At 73.9% G+C, this 16255-nt stretch carries 13 protein-coding genes and 1 pseudogene; 3 read left to right on the top strand and 11 right to left on the bottom strand.

Annotated features, from left to right (window positions below; genetic code table 11):
- Positions 1-119 precede the first annotated feature (119 nt).
- The 6 genes from BJ961_RS02245 to BJ961_RS02220 form a co-directional block, all read right to left on the bottom strand.
- Positions 120-938 carry an ABC transporter permease gene (locus BJ961_RS02245; RefSeq protein WP_271319634.1) on the bottom strand — a complete coding sequence of 273 codons (819 nt, stop codon included), beginning with the start codon at positions 936-938 and terminating at the stop codon, positions 120-122.
- Complete coding sequence (locus BJ961_RS02240) at positions 935-1765, bottom strand: ABC transporter ATP-binding protein (protein ID WP_271319633.1); 831 nt, start codon at positions 1763-1765, stop codon at positions 935-937. The genes BJ961_RS02245 and BJ961_RS02240 overlap by 4 nt, the downstream gene beginning before the upstream one ends.
- A 32-nt stretch (positions 1766-1797) precedes the next feature.
- Entirely contained in the window at positions 1798-2634 is an 837-nt protein-coding gene (locus BJ961_RS02235) for a class I SAM-dependent methyltransferase (protein WP_271319632.1), read from the bottom strand.
- Positions 2635-3336: 702 nt separating this feature from the next.
- Entirely contained in the window at positions 3337-3840 is a 504-nt protein-coding gene (locus tag BJ961_RS02230) for an EamA/RhaT family transporter (protein ID WP_271319631.1), read from the bottom strand.
- A 41-nt stretch (positions 3841-3881) separates the two neighbouring features.
- On the bottom strand, positions 3882-4571 hold the full coding sequence (locus BJ961_RS02225) for a DUF4232 domain-containing protein (protein ID WP_271319630.1): 690 nt from the start codon (positions 4569-4571) through the stop codon (positions 3882-3884).
- Positions 4572-4690: 119 nt separating this feature from the next.
- The gene (locus BJ961_RS02220) at positions 4691-5020 is read right to left on the bottom strand and encodes an SH3 domain-containing protein (RefSeq protein WP_271319629.1); all 330 of its coding nucleotides are present in this window, start codon (positions 5018-5020) and stop codon (positions 4691-4693) included.
- A 183-nt stretch (positions 5021-5203) separates the two neighbouring features.
- Between BJ961_RS02220 and BJ961_RS02215 the strand changes: the two genes are divergently transcribed.
- Positions 5204-7366, top strand: coding sequence for a serine/threonine-protein kinase (locus tag BJ961_RS02215; protein WP_271319628.1), 2163 nt, complete (start codon positions 5204-5206; stop codon positions 7364-7366).
- 28 nt (positions 7367-7394) lie between these two features.
- On the opposite strand, the gene ilvD is transcribed toward BJ961_RS02215, so the two are convergent.
- The 4 genes from ilvD to BJ961_RS02195 form a co-directional block, all read right to left on the bottom strand.
- Positions 7395-9248, bottom strand: coding sequence for a dihydroxy-acid dehydratase (gene ilvD / locus BJ961_RS02210; RefSeq protein WP_271319627.1), 1854 nt, complete (start codon positions 9246-9248; stop codon positions 7395-7397).
- Between the two features lie 141 nt (positions 9249-9389).
- Complete coding sequence (locus BJ961_RS02205; RefSeq protein WP_271319626.1) at positions 9390-10001, bottom strand: TetR/AcrR family transcriptional regulator; 612 nt, start codon at positions 9999-10001, stop codon at positions 9390-9392.
- Entirely contained in the window at positions 9998-10855 is an 858-nt protein-coding gene (locus BJ961_RS02200) for a sugar phosphate isomerase/epimerase family protein (protein ID WP_271319625.1), read from the bottom strand. The genes BJ961_RS02205 and BJ961_RS02200 overlap by 4 nt, the downstream gene beginning before the upstream one ends.
- Before the next feature lie 129 nt (positions 10856-10984).
- Positions 10985-11917, bottom strand: coding sequence for a Ppx/GppA phosphatase family protein (locus BJ961_RS02195; protein ID WP_271319624.1), 933 nt, complete (start codon positions 11915-11917; stop codon positions 10985-10987).
- Positions 11918-11988: 71 nt separating this feature from the next.
- On the opposite strand from BJ961_RS02195, the gene BJ961_RS02190 reads away from it, so the two are divergent.
- On the top strand, positions 11989-12801 hold the full coding sequence (locus BJ961_RS02190) for a hypothetical protein (protein ID WP_271319623.1): 813 nt from the start codon (positions 11989-11991) through the stop codon (positions 12799-12801).
- A 30-nt stretch (positions 12802-12831) separates the two neighbouring features.
- Here BJ961_RS02190 and BJ961_RS02185 read toward each other — a convergent pair.
- Positions 12832-14587 (bottom strand): annotated as a pseudogene (locus tag BJ961_RS02185) (BACON domain-containing protein).
- 211 nt (positions 14588-14798) lie between these two features.
- Here BJ961_RS02185 and radA point away from each other — a divergent pair.
- Positions 14799-16208: a DNA repair protein RadA gene (gene radA, locus BJ961_RS02180; protein WP_271319622.1), complete on the top strand. Its 1410-nt coding sequence runs from the start codon at positions 14799-14801 to the stop codon at positions 16206-16208.
- The last annotated feature ends 47 nt before the right edge of the window (positions 16209-16255 follow it).

Raw genomic sequence — 16255 nt, 5'->3', positions numbered from 1 at the left:
CGTTGTCATCCTCGCATTCGGGAGAGTGGGTGGAGCGTCGCGTCCAGTCCGCGGGACGGTGGGGTGCCGGTGGGAGTCCTTCGCCCCGCCCCCCTTCCCCTTCCTGTCCCTGGGGGCTGTTATGCCGTCCGGCGTTTCAGCGTCGCCGCGCCCAGGGCCAGGACCAGGAGTGCGCAGCCCGCGACGATCAGGGCGTCGCGGACGAAGGCGGTGGTCATGTCGGTGTGGCGCAGGACCTCGTTCATGCCGTCGACCGCGTAGGACATGGGCAGGACGTCGGAGACGGCCTCCAGGGCCGGGTGCATGTGGTCGCGCGGGGTGAAGAGGCCGCAGAGGAGGAGTTGGGGGAAGATCACGGCCGGCATGAACTGGACCGCCTGGAATTCCGAGGCCGCGAAGGCCGAGACGAAGAGGCCGAGCGCGGTGCCCAGGAGCGCGTCGAGCAGGGCGACCAGGAGGAGCAGCCAGGGGCTGCCCGTCACGTCCAGGCCCAGGAACCAGACCGCGAGGCCGGTGGCGAGGGCGGACTGGATGATGGCGAGGGCTCCGAAGGCCAGGGCGTAGCCCGCGATGAGGTCGCCCTTGCCCAGGGGCATGGCAAGCAGGCGTTCGAGGGTGCCGGAGGTGCGCTCGCGCAGTGTCGCGATGGACGTGACCAGGAACATCGTGATCAGCGGGAAGATGCCGAGGAGCGAGGCGCCGATGTTGTCGAAGGTGTGCGGGCTGCCGTCGAAGACGTAGCGCAGCAGGAAGAGCATCACGCAGGGGACCAGCACCAGCAGGGCGATGCTGCGGGGGTCGTGGCTGAGCTGGCGGAGTACGCGGGTCGCGGTGGCCGTGGTGCGGGAGAGGCTCAGGGGGCGGGTGGGGGCCGGGGCGAGGCCGGGCATCGGGGTGGCCGGGGGTGTGGGGGACGCGGGAGGTGTGGGGCTGCTCATCGGGTGGTCTCCTTCGTGCGGGCAGCCGCCTGCGTCCTCGCCTCGTCGACCAGGTGGAGGAACGCCTCCTCGACGGTTTCGGAGCCGGTGCGGGTGCGCAGGGCGTCGGGGGTGTCGTCGGCGAGGACCTCGCCCTCGCGCATCAGGAGCAGCTGGTGGCAGCGCTCGGCCTCGTCCATGACGTGGGAGGAGACGAGGAGGGTGGTTCCGCGGTCGGCGGCCAGGGAGTGGAAGAGGGTCCACAGGTCGCGGCGGAGTACGGGGTCCAGGCCGACCGTCGGCTCGTCGAGGACGAGCAGCTCGGGGGCGCCCAGGAGGGCCACGGCGAGGGAGACACGGCTGCGCTGACCGCCGGAGAGGTTGCCGGCCAGGGAGTCGGCGTGGGTGGTGAGGTCGACGTCGGCGATGGCGCGGGCGACGTTCTCGCCGCGGTGACCGGCGGCGGAGCGGCCCGGGGCCAGGATCCCGGCGAAGTAGTCGAGGTTCTGGCGGACGGTGAGGTCGGCGTAGACGGACGGGGCCTGGGTGACGTAGCCGACGCGGGTGCGCAGGGCCGGGTGGCCGGCGGGGCGGCCGAGGACGTTCAGGGTGCCGGCGACCTTGGCCTGGGTTCCGGCGATCGCCCGCATGAGGGTCGACTTGCCGCAGCCGGAGGGGCCGAGGAGGCCGGTGATGCGGCCGCGCGGGACGGTGAAGGCGAGGCCGCGCAGGACGGTGCGGGGACCGCGGACGACGGTGAGGTCGTCGGCGTGGACGGCGGGTGGAGTGGGCTCGCCCTCTTGCCCTCCGGGCGGCCGGGAGGTGGGGTACCCCGAGTAATTCATCATGTGATGAATACTCCTCCCGGCCCCCCGTGCCGTCAAGCGGTCGGGAGGTGGGGCGGCGGTGTCGGGGTCGTCCCGAGGAGGAGATGGACGTCGTACGTCTCCTCGACGACGCCGTCCGGGAAGACGCCCAGCAGGTGGCGGCGCTCCTGGGCCAGGAAGGCGGCGGCGCGTTCCTCGGTGTCGGTCAGGAAGACCGAGTGGCTGCCGAGGTTGGCCAGGTGGGTGTCGAGGGGGACGCGGCGGCTCCAGCGGATCTCGCGCTGGACGAAGGTGAGGCTGCCGGTGGGGTCGGCCAAGCGGGCGTCGATGTCGCGCTTCTCGGCGGAGAGGTTCTGGCCCGCGAAGTGCCGGTCCACGCGCCGGGCGGACTCCGCGATCCACGGCACGTCGAGGGCGTCGGTGTTCCACCACAGCGCCAGCGCGCCGCCCGGACGCAGCACGCGCAGCGCCTCCGGGACCGCGCGGGCGGGGTCGGTCCAGTGCCAGGCCTGGGCGTAGGTGAGGAGGTCGGCGCTGTGGCCGGCGAGGGGGAGGGCGTTGCCGTTGCCGCGCACCACCGGCACGCCGGGCAGACTCCGGTGGAACTCGGCGGCCATGCCGGCGCCGGGTTCCACCGCGATGACGTCCGCGCCCCGCTCGTGCAGGCGGGCCGTGGCGAGGCCCGTCCCGGCGCCGACGTCCACGACACGGGATCCCTTGAGGGGGCGTCCGGTCAGCTCCTCCAGCGCGTCGAAGAGGGCGGGCGGGTAGGAGGGGCGGTTGGCGGCGTACTGGGCCGCGGCGGCGTTGAAGGAGTGGGCACGGGCGGTGTGGGTCGCCTTGGCGGGGGGCGGGGTGGCCGAGTCGTCCGGGGTCAAGGGTGTCGTCATACGGCCATGGTGGCCGGGCGGGTCGGCGGGGCGCCGGGGATTTCGGCGGGCGCGGTGGACGGCACCAGGAGGTGGGGACGGGGGTCGGCGGGCTGCGGGTGCGGGGGCGTGCGAGGCACAGGACTGAGGCCGGGGAGTCCCGGAGCCGAGGAAGCTCCGGAGCCGAGGGGTCGGAAGCCCGGGAGTCCGGAAGCCTCGGGAACCAAGGAGCCGCGAGCCCGGGGACCGGCGAACCCGCGAGCCCGGAAGCCGGAACCCCGGAGGTCAGAAGCCGAGGAGCCCGAAGCCGAGAAACTGCGAGCCCAGAGTCCGGGAGCCGAGGAGCAGCGACCCGGGACCAGAAGCCGCAGGCCGCAGGCCGCAGGCCGGAAACCCGGGAGCCGGGAGCCGGAAACCCGGGGCCGGAAGCCGCGAGCCGGGGGCGGGAAGCCCAGGCACCCGGAATCCGGAAGCCCGGGGGCCGGAAGCCGGAAGCCGGAACCCGAGGAGCCGCGAGCCGGAAGCCGGAACCCGAGGAGCCGAGGGCCCGGAACCCGAGCATCCGGAGGCCGGGACCGGAAGCCGGAAGCCGAGGACCGGAGGCCGGAGGCCGGAAGCCGGGGCCGGAGGCCGGAAGCCGAGGACCCGAGAGCCCAGAAGTCGGAAGCCGGAGCCCGGAGGCCGCGAGCCCGGGAGTCGGGGAGTCGGGACCCGGAGGGAGGGCTAGCGTTGGCGGCGTTTCTTTGAGGGGTTGCCCGAGCGGCGGGTGGTGCGCTTCTCGTACTCCTCGCGGGCCTTCTCGTACTCGTCGCGGTGCAGTTTCTCGCCCGGGGCCTCGGTGAAGGTGCGGAAGAAGTAGGCGAGGAGGGAGCCGACGAAGCCGATGGCGAGCAGGCCGCGCATGGAGGCCTGGCGGTCGGGGTCGGGGCGGCCGCTGAAGCCGGACCAGGTGTGGCGGAAGGCCAGGGCGCTGCAGATCGCGAACATCACAATCATCAGCAGCGAGACGAAGCTGCCGATGTCGGCGATCTGGAGGCCCTGGTAGGCGACGCGCAGCACGAAGCAGGCGGCGGCCGCCGCGGCGAGGGAGCCGACGGCGAGGCCGGCCCGGCGGACGGTGTAGCCGTTGTCGTGGTCCACCCAGGTCGTCCCGTAGAACCGGAGGGGCTCGGGGCGGGGGCCCGCGTGGGTGTCCAGGATGCCGTTCTTACCGTTCTCTGCGCTCACGGGTCGATTATGGCGTGCGCCCCCCGGAGCGTGCGGCGCGCTCAGCCGCCCTGTCCGGCGCTGCCCATCGGGCCGACCCGCACCGGGGTGCCGGAGCCGTCCGTGACGGGCAGCGAGGCACCGCCCGGCCAGTCGAGGGGGACGGACTTGGTCTCGTTCGGCGGGGTCACCACCAGGCCCGTGATGCGGACGCCGGAGCCGCCCGTGTCGTTGACGGGGTAGGTGATGCCGAAGGTCACGTTCTCCCCGTCCTGGAGGACGACCGGGGAGGCCTCCTCGCCGGTGCGCTCCGCGGACACGGTTCCCGCGTTGGTCTTCAGGTCGACGCCCGCGTAGCCGGTGAGGGTGCAGGCCCGGCCGCCGCCGTTCTTCAGGTCGACCGCGACGGTGCCCTCGGTGTCGCCGCCGACCGTGGCGTCCGTCGCCGTGATCTCCAGCTCGTCGGTGCGGCACTTGGCGGCCCGGCCGTCCTCGCCGCCCCCGCCGTTGCTCCCGCTGCTCCCGCCGGCCCCGTCGGGGCTCTTCCCGGCGGAGTCCGATCCGCCGCCTTCCTGGCCCGAGCCGGCCGACCCCGTCCCGGCCGACGCCGAGCCGCCGTCCGCGGAGGAGGGGCCGGAGGCGGCCGGCGGGGCGGCGTTCTGCCCCGAGCCGTCGTCGTCGTTCTGGCAGGCGGTGAGCGAGAGACCGGCGACGACGGCCAGGGCCACGATGGTGAGCTTGCGAACGCGCATGGTTCCTACCTCGGTGTCGGCGGGCGTTTCTGATCACCAGGACCCGCCCGGCCCGGCACCCGTTCCCCCCGGCAGCCTCCTGATACGGCCCCGGGACAGCCCCGTTACAAGGTCAGGGATCAGCAGCGCGGCGCCACGTACCCGTCGCTGCCGGTGCGGATGTACGCGTCGGAGACGTACTGGCCGCTGCCGATGTTGTCCCAGATGTTCGAGGTGCCGTAGGGGCCCGACACCCACTGCCCCGGACTCTGGCAGTTGATCGCGACCTTGGCGCCCTCGGACAGGACCCGCACCAGGGAGTAGCCGGTGCCCGGGCCGCTGCGGACGTTCAGGCGGTAGCCGGGCGCGACCGGGTAGGAGCGCAGGGCCGCGGTCGCGGTGATCGTCTCCCCCGCGCTCGCCGTGCCGTCCTCGCCGTCGCCGATGCCGGTGACCTGGTCGACAGACATGCAGAAACCTCCCCCGTTGAACCCCACGACTGTCGTGGGGCAGCGTTGATACCCCAAGAACAAGCCATGAAACACCAGTTCGCAACTCGCGCGCGGAGGTCGGCAGGCCGCCTCTGTCCCGTACGCCCCATCGACTAGGCTCCGAGCATCGCTCGCGCGAACGAACAGCACGGGGGTGGTTCCATGGCGCCGCAGCGGGATGCCGGAGCGGACGCGGAAGCGGAACTTCCGGAGTACGCCGGTCACTACCGGTTGGAGTCCCGTCTGGGCTCGGGCGGCATGGGCGTCGTGCATCTGGCCCGCAGCACCTCCGGGATGCGCGTCGCGGTGAAGGTCGTACACGCGCCGTATGCCAGGGACCCCGAGTTCAGAGGGCGTTTCCGGCAGGAGGTGGCCGCGGCCCGGCGGGTGAGCGGGGCCTTCACGGCGCCGGTCGTGGACGCCGATCCGGAGGCCGGGCGGCCCTGGATGGCCACGCTGTTCATTCCCGGTCCCACGCTCTCCGAGCAGGTGAAGCGGAACGGGCCGATGGACGAGCCGCAGCTGCGCAGGCTGATGGCCGGGCTCGCCGAGGCGCTGCGCGACATCCACCGGGTCGGCGTCGTCCACCGGGACCTCAAACCGAGCAACGTGCTGCTCGCCGAGGACGGCCCGAAGGTCATCGACTTCGGCATTTCCCGGCCGAAAGACAGCGAACTGCGGACCGAGACCGGGAAGTTGATCGGGACACCGCCGTTCATGGCACCGGAGCAGTTCCGGCGGCCCCGGGAAGTGGGCCCCGCGGCCGACGTGTTCGCCCTCGGCTCGCTGCTGGTGCACGCGGCGACCGGGCGCGGGCCCTTCGACTCCGACAGTCCGTACGTCGTCGCGTACCAGGTCGTGCACGACGAGCCCGACCTGACCGGCGTACCCGAGTCGCTCGCGCCGCTGGTCCTGCGGTGCCTCGCCAAGGAGCCCGAGGACCGGCCGACGCCCGACGAGTTGATGCGGGAGCTGCGGTCGGTGGCGGCGGCCTACGACACGCAGGTGTTCGTACCGGCACCGCGGGAGGAACGGGCCGAGACCCCGCGGGCACCCGCCGGGCCGTCCGAGCCTTCCGAGGCGCCCGAGCTTTCCGAGGCGTCCGAGGCGACCGGGCGGTCCGGGCCGGCCGGGCGGTTCGTGCGGCGGCTGGGGAAGCGGTCGGGGATCGTCGCCGGGGCGCTGTGTCTCGCCGTGGCCGGGGGCCTGGTGGCCGTGCAGGCGTTCGACGGGACCGAGCCCGCGGGTACGCCCACCGCGCAGAGTGCGTCGGGCGGGTTCGGGGCGTGGGAGGCGGTGCCCTCGGCGGAGGGCGGCGGGATGCCGCAGTGCTCGTACGCGGCCCGGCGGCTGCTGTGCGCGCAGCCCGGTCTGGTCTTCGCGGTCGACCCGGCCGACGGGAGCACGCTGTGGCGGCACCCCGTCGAGGAGGCCGTGCGGAGCGAACCGCCGGTCGTGTCGGGCGGGCTCGTGCAGCCCGAGGTCGGACTGCTGGGCCCGCTGGAGGCCCTCGACCCCGCGACGGGCGAGCCCGAGTGGCAGCAGGACATGCCCGCGTACGAGGGACTGCGCACCGTCGGCGACATGATGCTGCTGACCCGCTCCGACGGGACGGTCACCGGCGTGGACAGCGCCACGGGGCGGACGACGTGGACGCGCCGGATCCCCGGGCAGCCGGTGCCGTACTTCACCTCGTTCGCCGGGGAGCGGCGGCCTGCGGCGTACACCGCGGACCAGAGCGCGGACGGGCGGCGGACCCGGGTCACCGCGGTGGATCCGGCGAGCGGGGAGGTGCGCTGGGACGCGGACCTGGCGGGCACGCTGACGCCCGTGGGAGCGGCGGACGGGTCCGTGTTCCTCGTCGCCGAGGGGATGACCTACAACGACGTGAAGGCCGTGGTCCGCTACACGCCCGCCACCGGGGCGACCCGCCGGGTGACGCTGCCGATCCCGGTCGAGCAGGCGTCGGCGTCGACGGGCGTGCGCGGGGACACCGTGTTCCTCATGGGCGCGGGCGGCTCGCTGGTCGCCGTCGACATGGCGGCGGGGAAGCAGGCGTGGCGGCTGGAGACGGGGGTGAGCCGGGGCTCGGTGCCCGTCTCCGACGGGCGGCACGTGTACGTCACCGCGCCCGACGGGCGGCTGCTGGGTGTCGACGCCCGCAGGGGCAAGCTGCTCGGGCAGACCCGGCCCCGGCTCGGCGCCGACTCCGACACGGTGCCCGCGTCGCTGCCGGCGCCGCTGGTCGCGGGCGGGCACGTGTACGCCGGGGCGCCGGACGGGACGGTGTTCGGGGTGGCGGGTCGGGACCCGGGGGCCTGGTAGGCCGCCACCCCGGGTCCCCGGGCGGGTGTCAGCCCAGCTTGCTCACGTCTCGGACCGCGCCCTTGTCGGCGCTGGTGGCCATCGCGGCGTACGCCTTCAGGGCCGCGGAGACCTTGCGCTCGCGGTTCTTCGGGGCGTACACGCCGTTCAGGGCCTGCTCGCGGCGGGACAGTTCGGCGTCGTCCACGAGCAGCTCGATGGAGCGGTTCGGGATGTCGATGCGGATGCGGTCGCCGTCCTCGACGAGGGCGATCGTGCCGCCCGCCGCCGCCTCGGGCGAGGCGTGGCCGATGGACAGGCCCGAGGTGCCGCCGGAGAAACGGCCGTCGGTGACCAGGGCGCACGCCTTGCCGAGGCCGCGGCCCTTCAGGTACGAGGTCGGGTAGAGCATCTCCTGCATGCCGGGGCCGCCCTTGGGGCCCTCGTAGCGGATGACGACGACGTCGCCCTCCTTCACCTGCTGGGTGAGGATCTTCTGGACGGCCTCCTCCTGCGACTCGCAGACGACCGCCGGGCCCTCGAAGGTCCAGATGGACTCGTCGACGCCCGCCGTCTTGACCACGCAGCCGTCGACGGCGAGGTTGCCGCGCAGGACCGCGAGGCCGCCGTCCTCGGAGTAGGCGTGCTCGACGGAGCGGATGCAGCCGCCCTCGGCGTCCTCGTCCAGGGAGTCCCAGCGCTCGGACTGGGAGAAGGCCTCGGCGGAGCGGACGCAGCCGGGCGCCGCGTGCCACAGCTCGACGGCCTCCTTGGAGGGGGAGCCGCCGCGCACGTCCCAGGTCTTCAGCCAGTCGGCCAGGGACGGGCTGTGGACGGAGTGGACGTCCTCGTTGAGCAGGCCGCCGCGGTGCAGTTCGCCGAGGAGGGCCGGGATGCCGCCCGCGCGGTGCACGTCCTCCATGTAGTACGTGCGGTCCTTGGCGACGTTGGGCGCGACCTTGGCCAGGCAGGGGACGTGGCGCGAGAGGGCGTCCATCTCGGCGAGGCCGTAGGAGACCTCGGCCTCCTGGGCGGCGGCCAGCAGGTGCAGGATCGTGTTGGTGGAGCCGCCCATCGCGATGTCCAGCGCCATGGCGTTGCCGAAGGCCGCGGGGGTGGCGATGTTGCGGGGCAGGACCGAGTCGTCGTCCTGCTCGTAGTAGCGGCGGGTCAGGTCGAGGACCGTGCGGGCGGCGTTCTCGTAGAGCGCCTTGCGGGCGGTGTGGGTGGCCAGGACCGAGCCGTTGCCGGGCAGGGAGAGCCCGATCGCCTCGGTCAGGCAGTTCATCGAGTTGGCGGTGAACATGCCGGAACAGGAGCCGCAGGTGGGGCAGGCGTTCTCCTCGATGCGGAGGATGTCCTCGTCGGAGATCTTGTCGTTGACCGCCTCCGACATCGCGTCGACCAGGTCGAGGGTGCGCACCGTGCCGTCGACCAGGGTGGCGCGGCCGGACTCCATCGGGCCGCCGGAGACGAAGACCGTGGGGATGTTCAGGCGCAGCGCCGCGTTGAGCATGCCCGGGGTGATCTTGTCGCAGTTGGAGATGCAGATCAGGGCGTCGGCGCAGTGGGCCTCGACCATGTACTCCACGCTGTCCGCGATCAGGTCGCGGGAGGGCAGGCTGTAGAGCATGCCGCCGTGGCCCATCGCGATGCCGTCGTCCACGGCGATCGTGTTGAACTCGCGCGGGATGCCGCCGGCCGCGGTGACCGCCTCGCTGACGATCCGGCCGACGGGGGCCAGGTGCGTGTGGCCCGGCACGAACTCCGTGAAGCTGTTGGCGACGGCGATGACCGGCTTCCGCCCGATGTCCGCGCCGGGTACACCGGAGGCACGCATAAGGGCGCGGGCGCCCGCCATGTTGCGGCCGTGGGTGACTGTGCGGGACCTCAGTTCGGGCATCGTCGCTCGCTCCTTCGGAGGGTTATGACTGCCGTCGAGCGTACGCCGGTCATCCAGGGGTCGGGACAGGGTGTCCGGAATGCGGGACGCACGTCTCGCCGCACAGCGTCGGCGGGTGCCCTCGGGGGCCGGTGAAGGGCGTCACGGGCCGGTGAGGTGTCCCTGGACGACCGGTGCCAGACGGGCGACGATCTGCTCCGGGTCCGCCGAGGCCAGCGGCTCCACCCTGATCACGTAGCGGAGCATCGCGCACCCCACCAGCTGCGCCGCCGCCAGCTCGACGCGCAGCTCCGCGTCGGGCAGGTTCAGCTGGGCGGCGACCCGGCGCAGCAGCCGGCCGACGATCAGCCGGCGGAAGACGGTGGCGGCGGTCTCGTTGTTCACCGCCGAGCGGAGGATGGCCAGCAGGGGGGCGCGGGTGGCGGGGTTCTCCCAGACGCCGAGGACGAAGCGGGTCAGGCGCTCGCCGACCGCGTCCAGAGGGCCCTCGGCGATCGTCTCGGGGGCATCCATGGCGGGGGCGAAGGCGACCTCGACGGCCGCCTCGAAGACCTGCTCCTTGGTGCCGAAGTAGTGGTGCACCAGCGCCGGGTCGACGCCCGCCGCCTTGGCGATGCCGCGGACGGAGGTCTTCTCGTAGCCGCGCTCGGAGAACTCCTCGCGGGCGGTGGCGAGGATGCGGTCGCGGGTGCCGGCGGATTCCGTACCGCGGGGGCGGCCGCGGCGGCGGGTGGTCCCGCCGGCGTCGCTCACCGGCGGTCCGTCCGTGCCGCCCGGCCTCCCGCGAGCGGGGACGCCGACCGCGTCAGGTGCTCGCGGGTGAAGGCCAGCGCCTCGGCGAGGTCGGCCTCACGTTCGGCGCCGGACATCGCGCGCCTGGTGTTGACCTCGATGACGACGTGCCCGTCGAAGCCGGTGTGCGCGAGGTGTTCCAGCACCTCGGCGCAGGGCTGGTTGCCGCGGCCGGGGACGAGGTGCTCGTCCTTGGCGGAGCCCTTGCCGTCGGCCAGGTGGACGTGGCCGAGGCGGTCACCCATGCGGTCGAGCATGTCGAGGGCGTCGGTGCGGGAGGTGGCGGCGTGACTGAGGTCGATCGTGAAGTGCCGGTAGTCGTCCTTGGTCACGTCCCAGTCGGGGGCGTACGCCTGCATCTCGCGGTCGCGGTAGCGCCAGGGGTACATGTTCTCGACGGCGAAGCGGACGTCCGTCTCGTTCGCCATCCGCCAGACGCCGTCGACGAAGTCCCGCGCGTACTGGCGCTGCCAGCGGAACGGGGGATGCACCACCACGGCGGACGCGCCGAGCTTCTCGGCGGCGGCGCGGGCGCGCTGGAGCTTGACCCAGGGGTCGGTGGACCAGACGCGCTGGGTGATGAGCAGACACGGTGCGTGCACGGCGAGTATCGGCATGCGGTGGTAGTCGCTGAGTCTGCGCAGCGCGTCGATGTCCTGGCTGACCGGGTCCGTCCAGACCATCACCTCGACGCCGTCGTAACCGAGGCGTGCGGCGATCTCGAAGGCCGTCGCCGTCGACTCCGGGTAGACGGAAGCCGTCGACAGGGCGACCTTCGCGTCCGCGATGCGGGTCACGTCCCTGGGATTTGCCACGGGGGTCAGGGTACGGGGTGCCGGCCGGCAGCCGCGGGGTGCCTGATCGCCGTTGTGGTGAGTGCCATAGCGGCGGCTGCGGGTGTGTCGTGGTTGCTCGCGCCGTTCCCCGCGCCCCTTTGGGGCGCGTTATTCCTGGCCCATGTGATCCAGGCGCCGTAGGATCACGCCCTCTCTGAGCGCCCACGGGCAGATCTCCAGGCTCTCGACGTGGAAGAGGTCCATCGCGGCCTCGGCCACCAGGGCGCCGGCCAGGAGCTGGTTCGCGCGGCCCTCGGAGACGCCGGGGAGTTCGGCGCGCTCGGCGCTGGTCATGGCGCCCAGGCGGGGCACCCATGCCTCCAGGGAGGCGCGTTTCAGCTCGCGCTGGACGTAGAGGCCCTCCGCGGAGCGGGCGGCGCCGGTGATGCGGGCCAGCTGCCGGAAGGTCTTGGAGGTGGCGACCACGTGGTCGGGGGCGCCGAAGCGGCTGAACTCGCCGACGGTGCGGGCGATCTCGGTGCGGACGTGGCGGCGCAGCGCCCTGACGTCGTCCGGGTGGGGCGGGTCGTCGGGCAGCCGGGCGGCGGTCAGCCGGCCCGCGCCGAGCGGCAGCGACACGGCGGCGTCGGGCTCCTCGTCGATGCCGTAGGCGATCTCCAGGGAGCCGCCGCCGATGTCGAGGACCAGCAGGCGGCCCGCCGACCAGCCGAACCAGCGGCGGACGGCGAGGAAGGTCAGCCGGGCCTCCTCGGCGCCGCTGAGGACCGTCAGCTCGACGCCGGTCTCCTGGCGCACGCGCGCGAGGACGTCGTCGGCGTTGCTCGCCTCGCGCACGGCCGAGGTGGCGAACGGCAGGAGGTCCTCGACGCCCTTGTCCTCGGCGGCCTGGAGCGCCTCCCGGACGACCGCGACGAGCCGGTCGACGCCGTCGGGGCCGATCGCCCCGTCCTCGTCGAGGAGCTGGGCGAGGCGCAGTTCCGCCTTGTGCGAGTGGGCGGGCAGCGGGCGGGCGCCGGGGTGGGCGTCCACCACCAGCAGATGCACCGTGTTCGAACCCACGTCGAGGACACCGAGTCTCATGTACGGAACGCTACTGCCGACGGGGCGTGCGGCGGTGCCGTCCTGCGGCTCCGACGACTTACCCTGGAGCCGTGCCAAAGACGAAAAAGGCGAAGGACGAAAAGTCGGCCAAGAGCGGCAAGCAGCACAAAGCGGGCGACGAGAAGGGTCTCGACTTCGCGCGCGCCTGGGTGGAGTTCCCGGATCCGGCGGACGACGAGCAGGTCTTCCGGTGTGATCTGACATGGCTGACCTCCCGCTGGAACTGCATCTTCGGCAGCGGCTGCCAGGGCATCCAGGCGGGCCGCGCGGACGACGGCTGCTGCTCGCTGGGCGCGCACTTCTCCGACGAGGACGACGAGAAGCGGGTCGCCGGTCACGTGGCGAGGCTCACGCCGGACATCTGGCAGCACCACGCCGAGGGCACGCGGGACGGCTGGGTCTCCGAGGACGACGAGGGCTCCCGGCAGACCCGGCCCTTCCAGGGCTCGTGCATCTTCCAGAACCGGCCGGGGTTCGCCGGGGGCGCGGGCTGCTCGCTGCACATCCTGGCGCTGAAGGAGGGCCGGGAACCGCTGGAGACCAAGCCGGACGTCTGCTGGCAGCTGCCGGTGCGGCGGACCTACGAGTGGATCGACCGGCCCGACGACACGCGGGTGCTGCAGGTGTCGATCGGCGAGTACGACCGGCGCGGCTGGGGTCCGGGCGGTCACGACCTGCACTGGTGGTGCACCTCGGCGACCTCGGCGCACGGCGCGGGCGACCCGGTGTACGTGTCCTACCGGCCGGAGCTGATCGAGCTGATGGGCAAGGCGGGCTACGACCGGCTGGTCGAGCTGTGCGAGGAGCGGCTGGCGTCCCGGTTGCCGCTGCTGGCACCGCATCCGGCGGACCCCGCGCGCTGAGACCGGTCCCGCGGCCCGTCGTACCGGCCCCTACGGGGCGGTCGGGCTCGGGGTGCCGCTGTCGGTCGGCGGCGGTGACGAGCCGCCCGGCCCGCCGCCCGTTCCGCCGGTCGGGGACGGCTCGGTGGGCGTCGGGTCCGGGCCGGGCGACGTGGGCGGCGGGTCGTCGGTGGGCGTGGGGTCGGGCGACTGCGGCGTGGACGGGGACGGGTCCGGGCCGGGGTGGGACGGGGACGACGTGTCGTCGGGCGGGCCGGGGCGCGGGCCCGGGTGGGACGGGGCGGGCGCGGTGCCGTATCCCTCGATGGACACGGCGGCGCCCGCGGGCGCGACGGCCACCCGTGCGCTCCAGTGGCCCGACGGCTCGCGCAGGTGGTCGACGTACACCCTGACGGTCGCGGCCTCGCCGGGACGCAGGGTGCCCGAGGACTGGCTCAGGTAGAGCCAGGAGGCGCCGACGGACGCGGACCAGCTCACCGGGGCGTCACCGGTCGCCGTCAGGGTGATCAGCGTGGTGTCGCCGCGGTGGCCGGCCGTCACCTCCAGCCGGCCGGTGCCCTTCCCGCCCGCGTCGGCGACTCCGACGACCTCCACGGAGACGTCGGCCCCGCCGTTCTTGCCGAAGCCGGCGCCCGGGGTGGTGGTCGCGTTTCCGGCGTTCTCGTAGCCGTGTCCGCCGCCCGCCGGCCCGCCCCCCGGGCCGTCGGGGTCCTGGGCCTCGCTGGCGCTGGCCGCGCGGCCGTCCTCGCCCTCGACGACGGGGGTGCCGCGGTAGGCCGCCCACAGGGCGAGCACGGGGGCCGCGACGACGGTGGCGACGACGGTGGTGGTGACGGCGCGGGCGCGCAGGCGGTCCCGGCGGGCCGCGCGGTCCTTGGGGTCCATCGGGAAGCCGCGCCGGTCGAAGCGGGGGCGGCGGCCCGCGCGCGCGGGCCGTGGGCCGGGGCGAGGTGCAGCGCGCTGCGGGGGCCGCCAGGACGGGCAGTTCGGCGGGGGTGACGCTGGTGCCCGGCCAGCGGCCGGGGATCGCGCGCTCGGCGGTGCGGCGGCAGCGCGGGCAGTCGTCGACGTGCCGGACCAGCTCGCGGCGCAGGGCGCTGCTCAGGACGTAGCGGTTGTCGCCGGTCAGGCGGGCGACGCCCGCACAGGTGCCGGTCTCGACGACGGCCAGGGCGGCGCGGGTGCGCTCCACCTCGCAGGCGGCGGAGGCGAGCAGTTCCCGGGTGGCGGCGAGGTCGGTGCCGAGGACGGCGGCGACCTCGTGCGGGGCGAGGTGGTGGCGCACGGCCAGTTCGAGGGCCTCGCGCTGCTCGGGGGTGGTGCCGGCGGCCTCCGGCCAGGCGAGGCGGGCCAGTTCGCGGCGGTGGCGCCGCTGTGCCTCCTCGTCGGCGGGGGCGGCGGCGGGCGCGTGGGGTGCGGGGCGGCCCGCCGCGTGGCTGCTCGGACGTTTCTGCTTGGCCTCGGCCAGCTTCCGCAGACAGGCCCAGCGGGCCAGCGCGTACAGCCAGGCCCTGCGGTCGGCGGCGGATCCGGGGCCGCGGTGGCCGCGGCGCTCGGCGAGCGCGAGGACGTCGCCCAGGGCGGCCGTGGCGGCGTCGTGGTCGCAGAGCACGGACAGGCAGTACGTGAACAGGCCGTCCAGATACGCCTCGTACGCGGCGTACCGCGCGGGCGGACGCGGCGCCGGGGGCTGCGCCAGTGCCCTCGCCGCGGTGCGGTCGCGCGCTTCCCGGTGCGCCCGGTGTGCGCCGGTCGTGCGGGTCGTGGTCTCCGGACTGCTCCTCATCACCCGGCGACCGTAGGGGGCTATGGGTGGCGCGAACTGGCGCGTTGGACACTTTTAATCCGTACGGGTGAAACGATCCCTCATAAGGGGACAGGAAGCTGTTGTTCCGTGGCCGGGGCGGGGTGGCGGTCGTCCGTTCGGGGTGCCCGAGGGGGTGCGCGCGGGGGCCGCGGGAGGCGTCGTTGTCAGTGGGGGCGGTTACGGTTCGTGCATGGCTGCCCGTACGAAGTCCGCCAAGGAACGGCCGTCCTACCGCTGCACCGAGTGCGGCTGGCAGACGGCCAAGTGGCTCGGCCGCTGCCCCGAATGCCAGGCATGGGGCACGGTCGAGGAGTACGGCACGCCCGCCGTGCGTACGACCACTCCGGGGCGTGTGACCACGTCCGCCGTGCCGATCGGGCAGGTCGACGTGCGGCAGGCGACCGCCCGCTCCACCGGCGTGCCCGAGCTGGACCGGGTGCTCGGCGGCGGCCTGGTGCCCGGTGCCGTGGTGCTCGTCGCGGGCGAGCCCGGCGTCGGCAAGTCCACGCTGCTGCTCGACGTGGCGGCCAAGTCCGCGAGCGACGAGCACCGGACGTTGTACGTCACGGGTGAGGAGTCGGCGAGCCAGGTGCGGCTGCGGGCCGACCGGATCCACGCCATCGACGACCACCTGTACCTGGCCGCCGAGACCGATCTCGCGGCGGTGCTCGGGCACCTGGACGCGGTGAAGCCGTCGCTGCTGATCCTCGACTCCGTGCAGACGGTGGCCTCGCCCGAGATCGACGGCGCCCCCGGCGGCATGGCGCAGGTGCGGGAGGTGGCGGGCGCGCTGATCCGGGCCTCCAAGGAGCGCGGGATGTCCACGCTGCTGGTGGGCCACGTCACCAAGGACGGGGCCATCGCCGGGCCGCGGCTCCTCGAGCACCTCGTGGACGTCGTGCTGCACTTCGAGGGCGACCGGCACGCGCGCCTGAGGCTGGTGCGGGGCGTCAAGAACCGGTACGGCACCACCGACGAGGTCGGCTGCTTCGAGTTGCACGACGAGGGCATCACCGGGCTCGCCGACCCCAGCGGGCTGTTCCTCACCCGGCGTGCCGAGCCCGTGCCCGGCACCTGTCTGACCGTCACCCTGGAGGGCCGCCGCCCGCTGGTGGCCGAGGTGCAGGCGCTGACCGTCGACTCGCAGATCCCCTCCCCCCGGCGCACGACCTCCGGCCTGGAGACGTCGCGGGTGTCGATGATGCTGGCGGTGCTGGAGCAGCGCGGGCGGATCAGCGCCCTGGGCAAGAGGGACATCTACAGCGCGACGGTCGGCGGGGTGAAGCTCTCCGAGCCGGCCGCCGACCTCGCCGTCGCGCTGGCGCTGGCCAGTGCGGCGAGTGACACTCCGCTGCCCAAGAACCTCGTCGCGATCGGCGAGGTCGGCCTCGCCGGCGAGGTGAGACGGGTCACGGGCGTGCAGCGCAGGCTCTCCGAAGCACACCGGCTGGGCTTCACACACGCCCTGGTACCGGCCGATCCCGGCAGGGTCCCCGACGGCATGAAGGTCCTGGAAGTCGCGGACATGGGGGACGCCCTGCGGGTGCTCCCCCGCTCGCGTCGTCGAGAGGCCACCCGGGAGGCGGAGGACCGCCGGTAGACTTTGCCCTGGTCTCGCCCGTCCGTACGACCGAATGTACGACACGG

It is taken from the genome of Streptomyces lienomycini, assembly GCF_027947595.1.
Taxonomy (GTDB): Bacteria; Actinomycetota; Actinomycetes; order Streptomycetales; family Streptomycetaceae; genus Streptomyces; species Streptomyces lienomycini.
This window is presented reverse-complemented; position numbering and strand designations above follow the sequence as displayed.

Excerpts from the sequence above, each read along its gene's own strand:
- BJ961_RS02245 (WP_271319634.1), bottom strand. The coding sequence starts at position 938 with ATGAGCAGCCCCACACCTCCCGCGTCCCCCACACCCCCGGCCACCCCG.
- BJ961_RS02240 (WP_271319633.1), bottom strand. The coding sequence starts at position 1,765 with ATGATGAATTACTCGGGGTACCCCACCTCCCGGCCGCCCGGAGGGCAA.
- BJ961_RS02235 (WP_271319632.1), bottom strand. The coding sequence starts at position 2,634 with ATGACGACACCCTTGACCCCGGACGACTCGGCCACCCCGCCCCCCGCC.
- BJ961_RS02225 (WP_271319630.1), bottom strand. The coding sequence starts at position 4,571 with ATGCGCGTTCGCAAGCTCACCATCGTGGCCCTGGCCGTCGTCGCCGGT.
- BJ961_RS02220 (WP_271319629.1), bottom strand. The coding sequence starts at position 5,020 with ATGTCTGTCGACCAGGTCACCGGCATCGGCGACGGCGAGGACGGCACG.
- BJ961_RS02215 (WP_271319628.1), top strand. The coding sequence starts at position 5,204 with ATGGCGCCGCAGCGGGATGCCGGAGCGGACGCGGAAGCGGAACTTCCG.
- ilvD (WP_271319627.1), bottom strand. The coding sequence starts at position 9,248 with ATGCCCGAACTGAGGTCCCGCACAGTCACCCACGGCCGCAACATGGCG.
- BJ961_RS02195 (WP_271319624.1), bottom strand. The coding sequence starts at position 11,917 with ATGAGACTCGGTGTCCTCGACGTGGGTTCGAACACGGTGCATCTGCTG.
- radA (WP_271319622.1), top strand. The coding sequence starts at position 14,799 with ATGGCTGCCCGTACGAAGTCCGCCAAGGAACGGCCGTCCTACCGCTGC.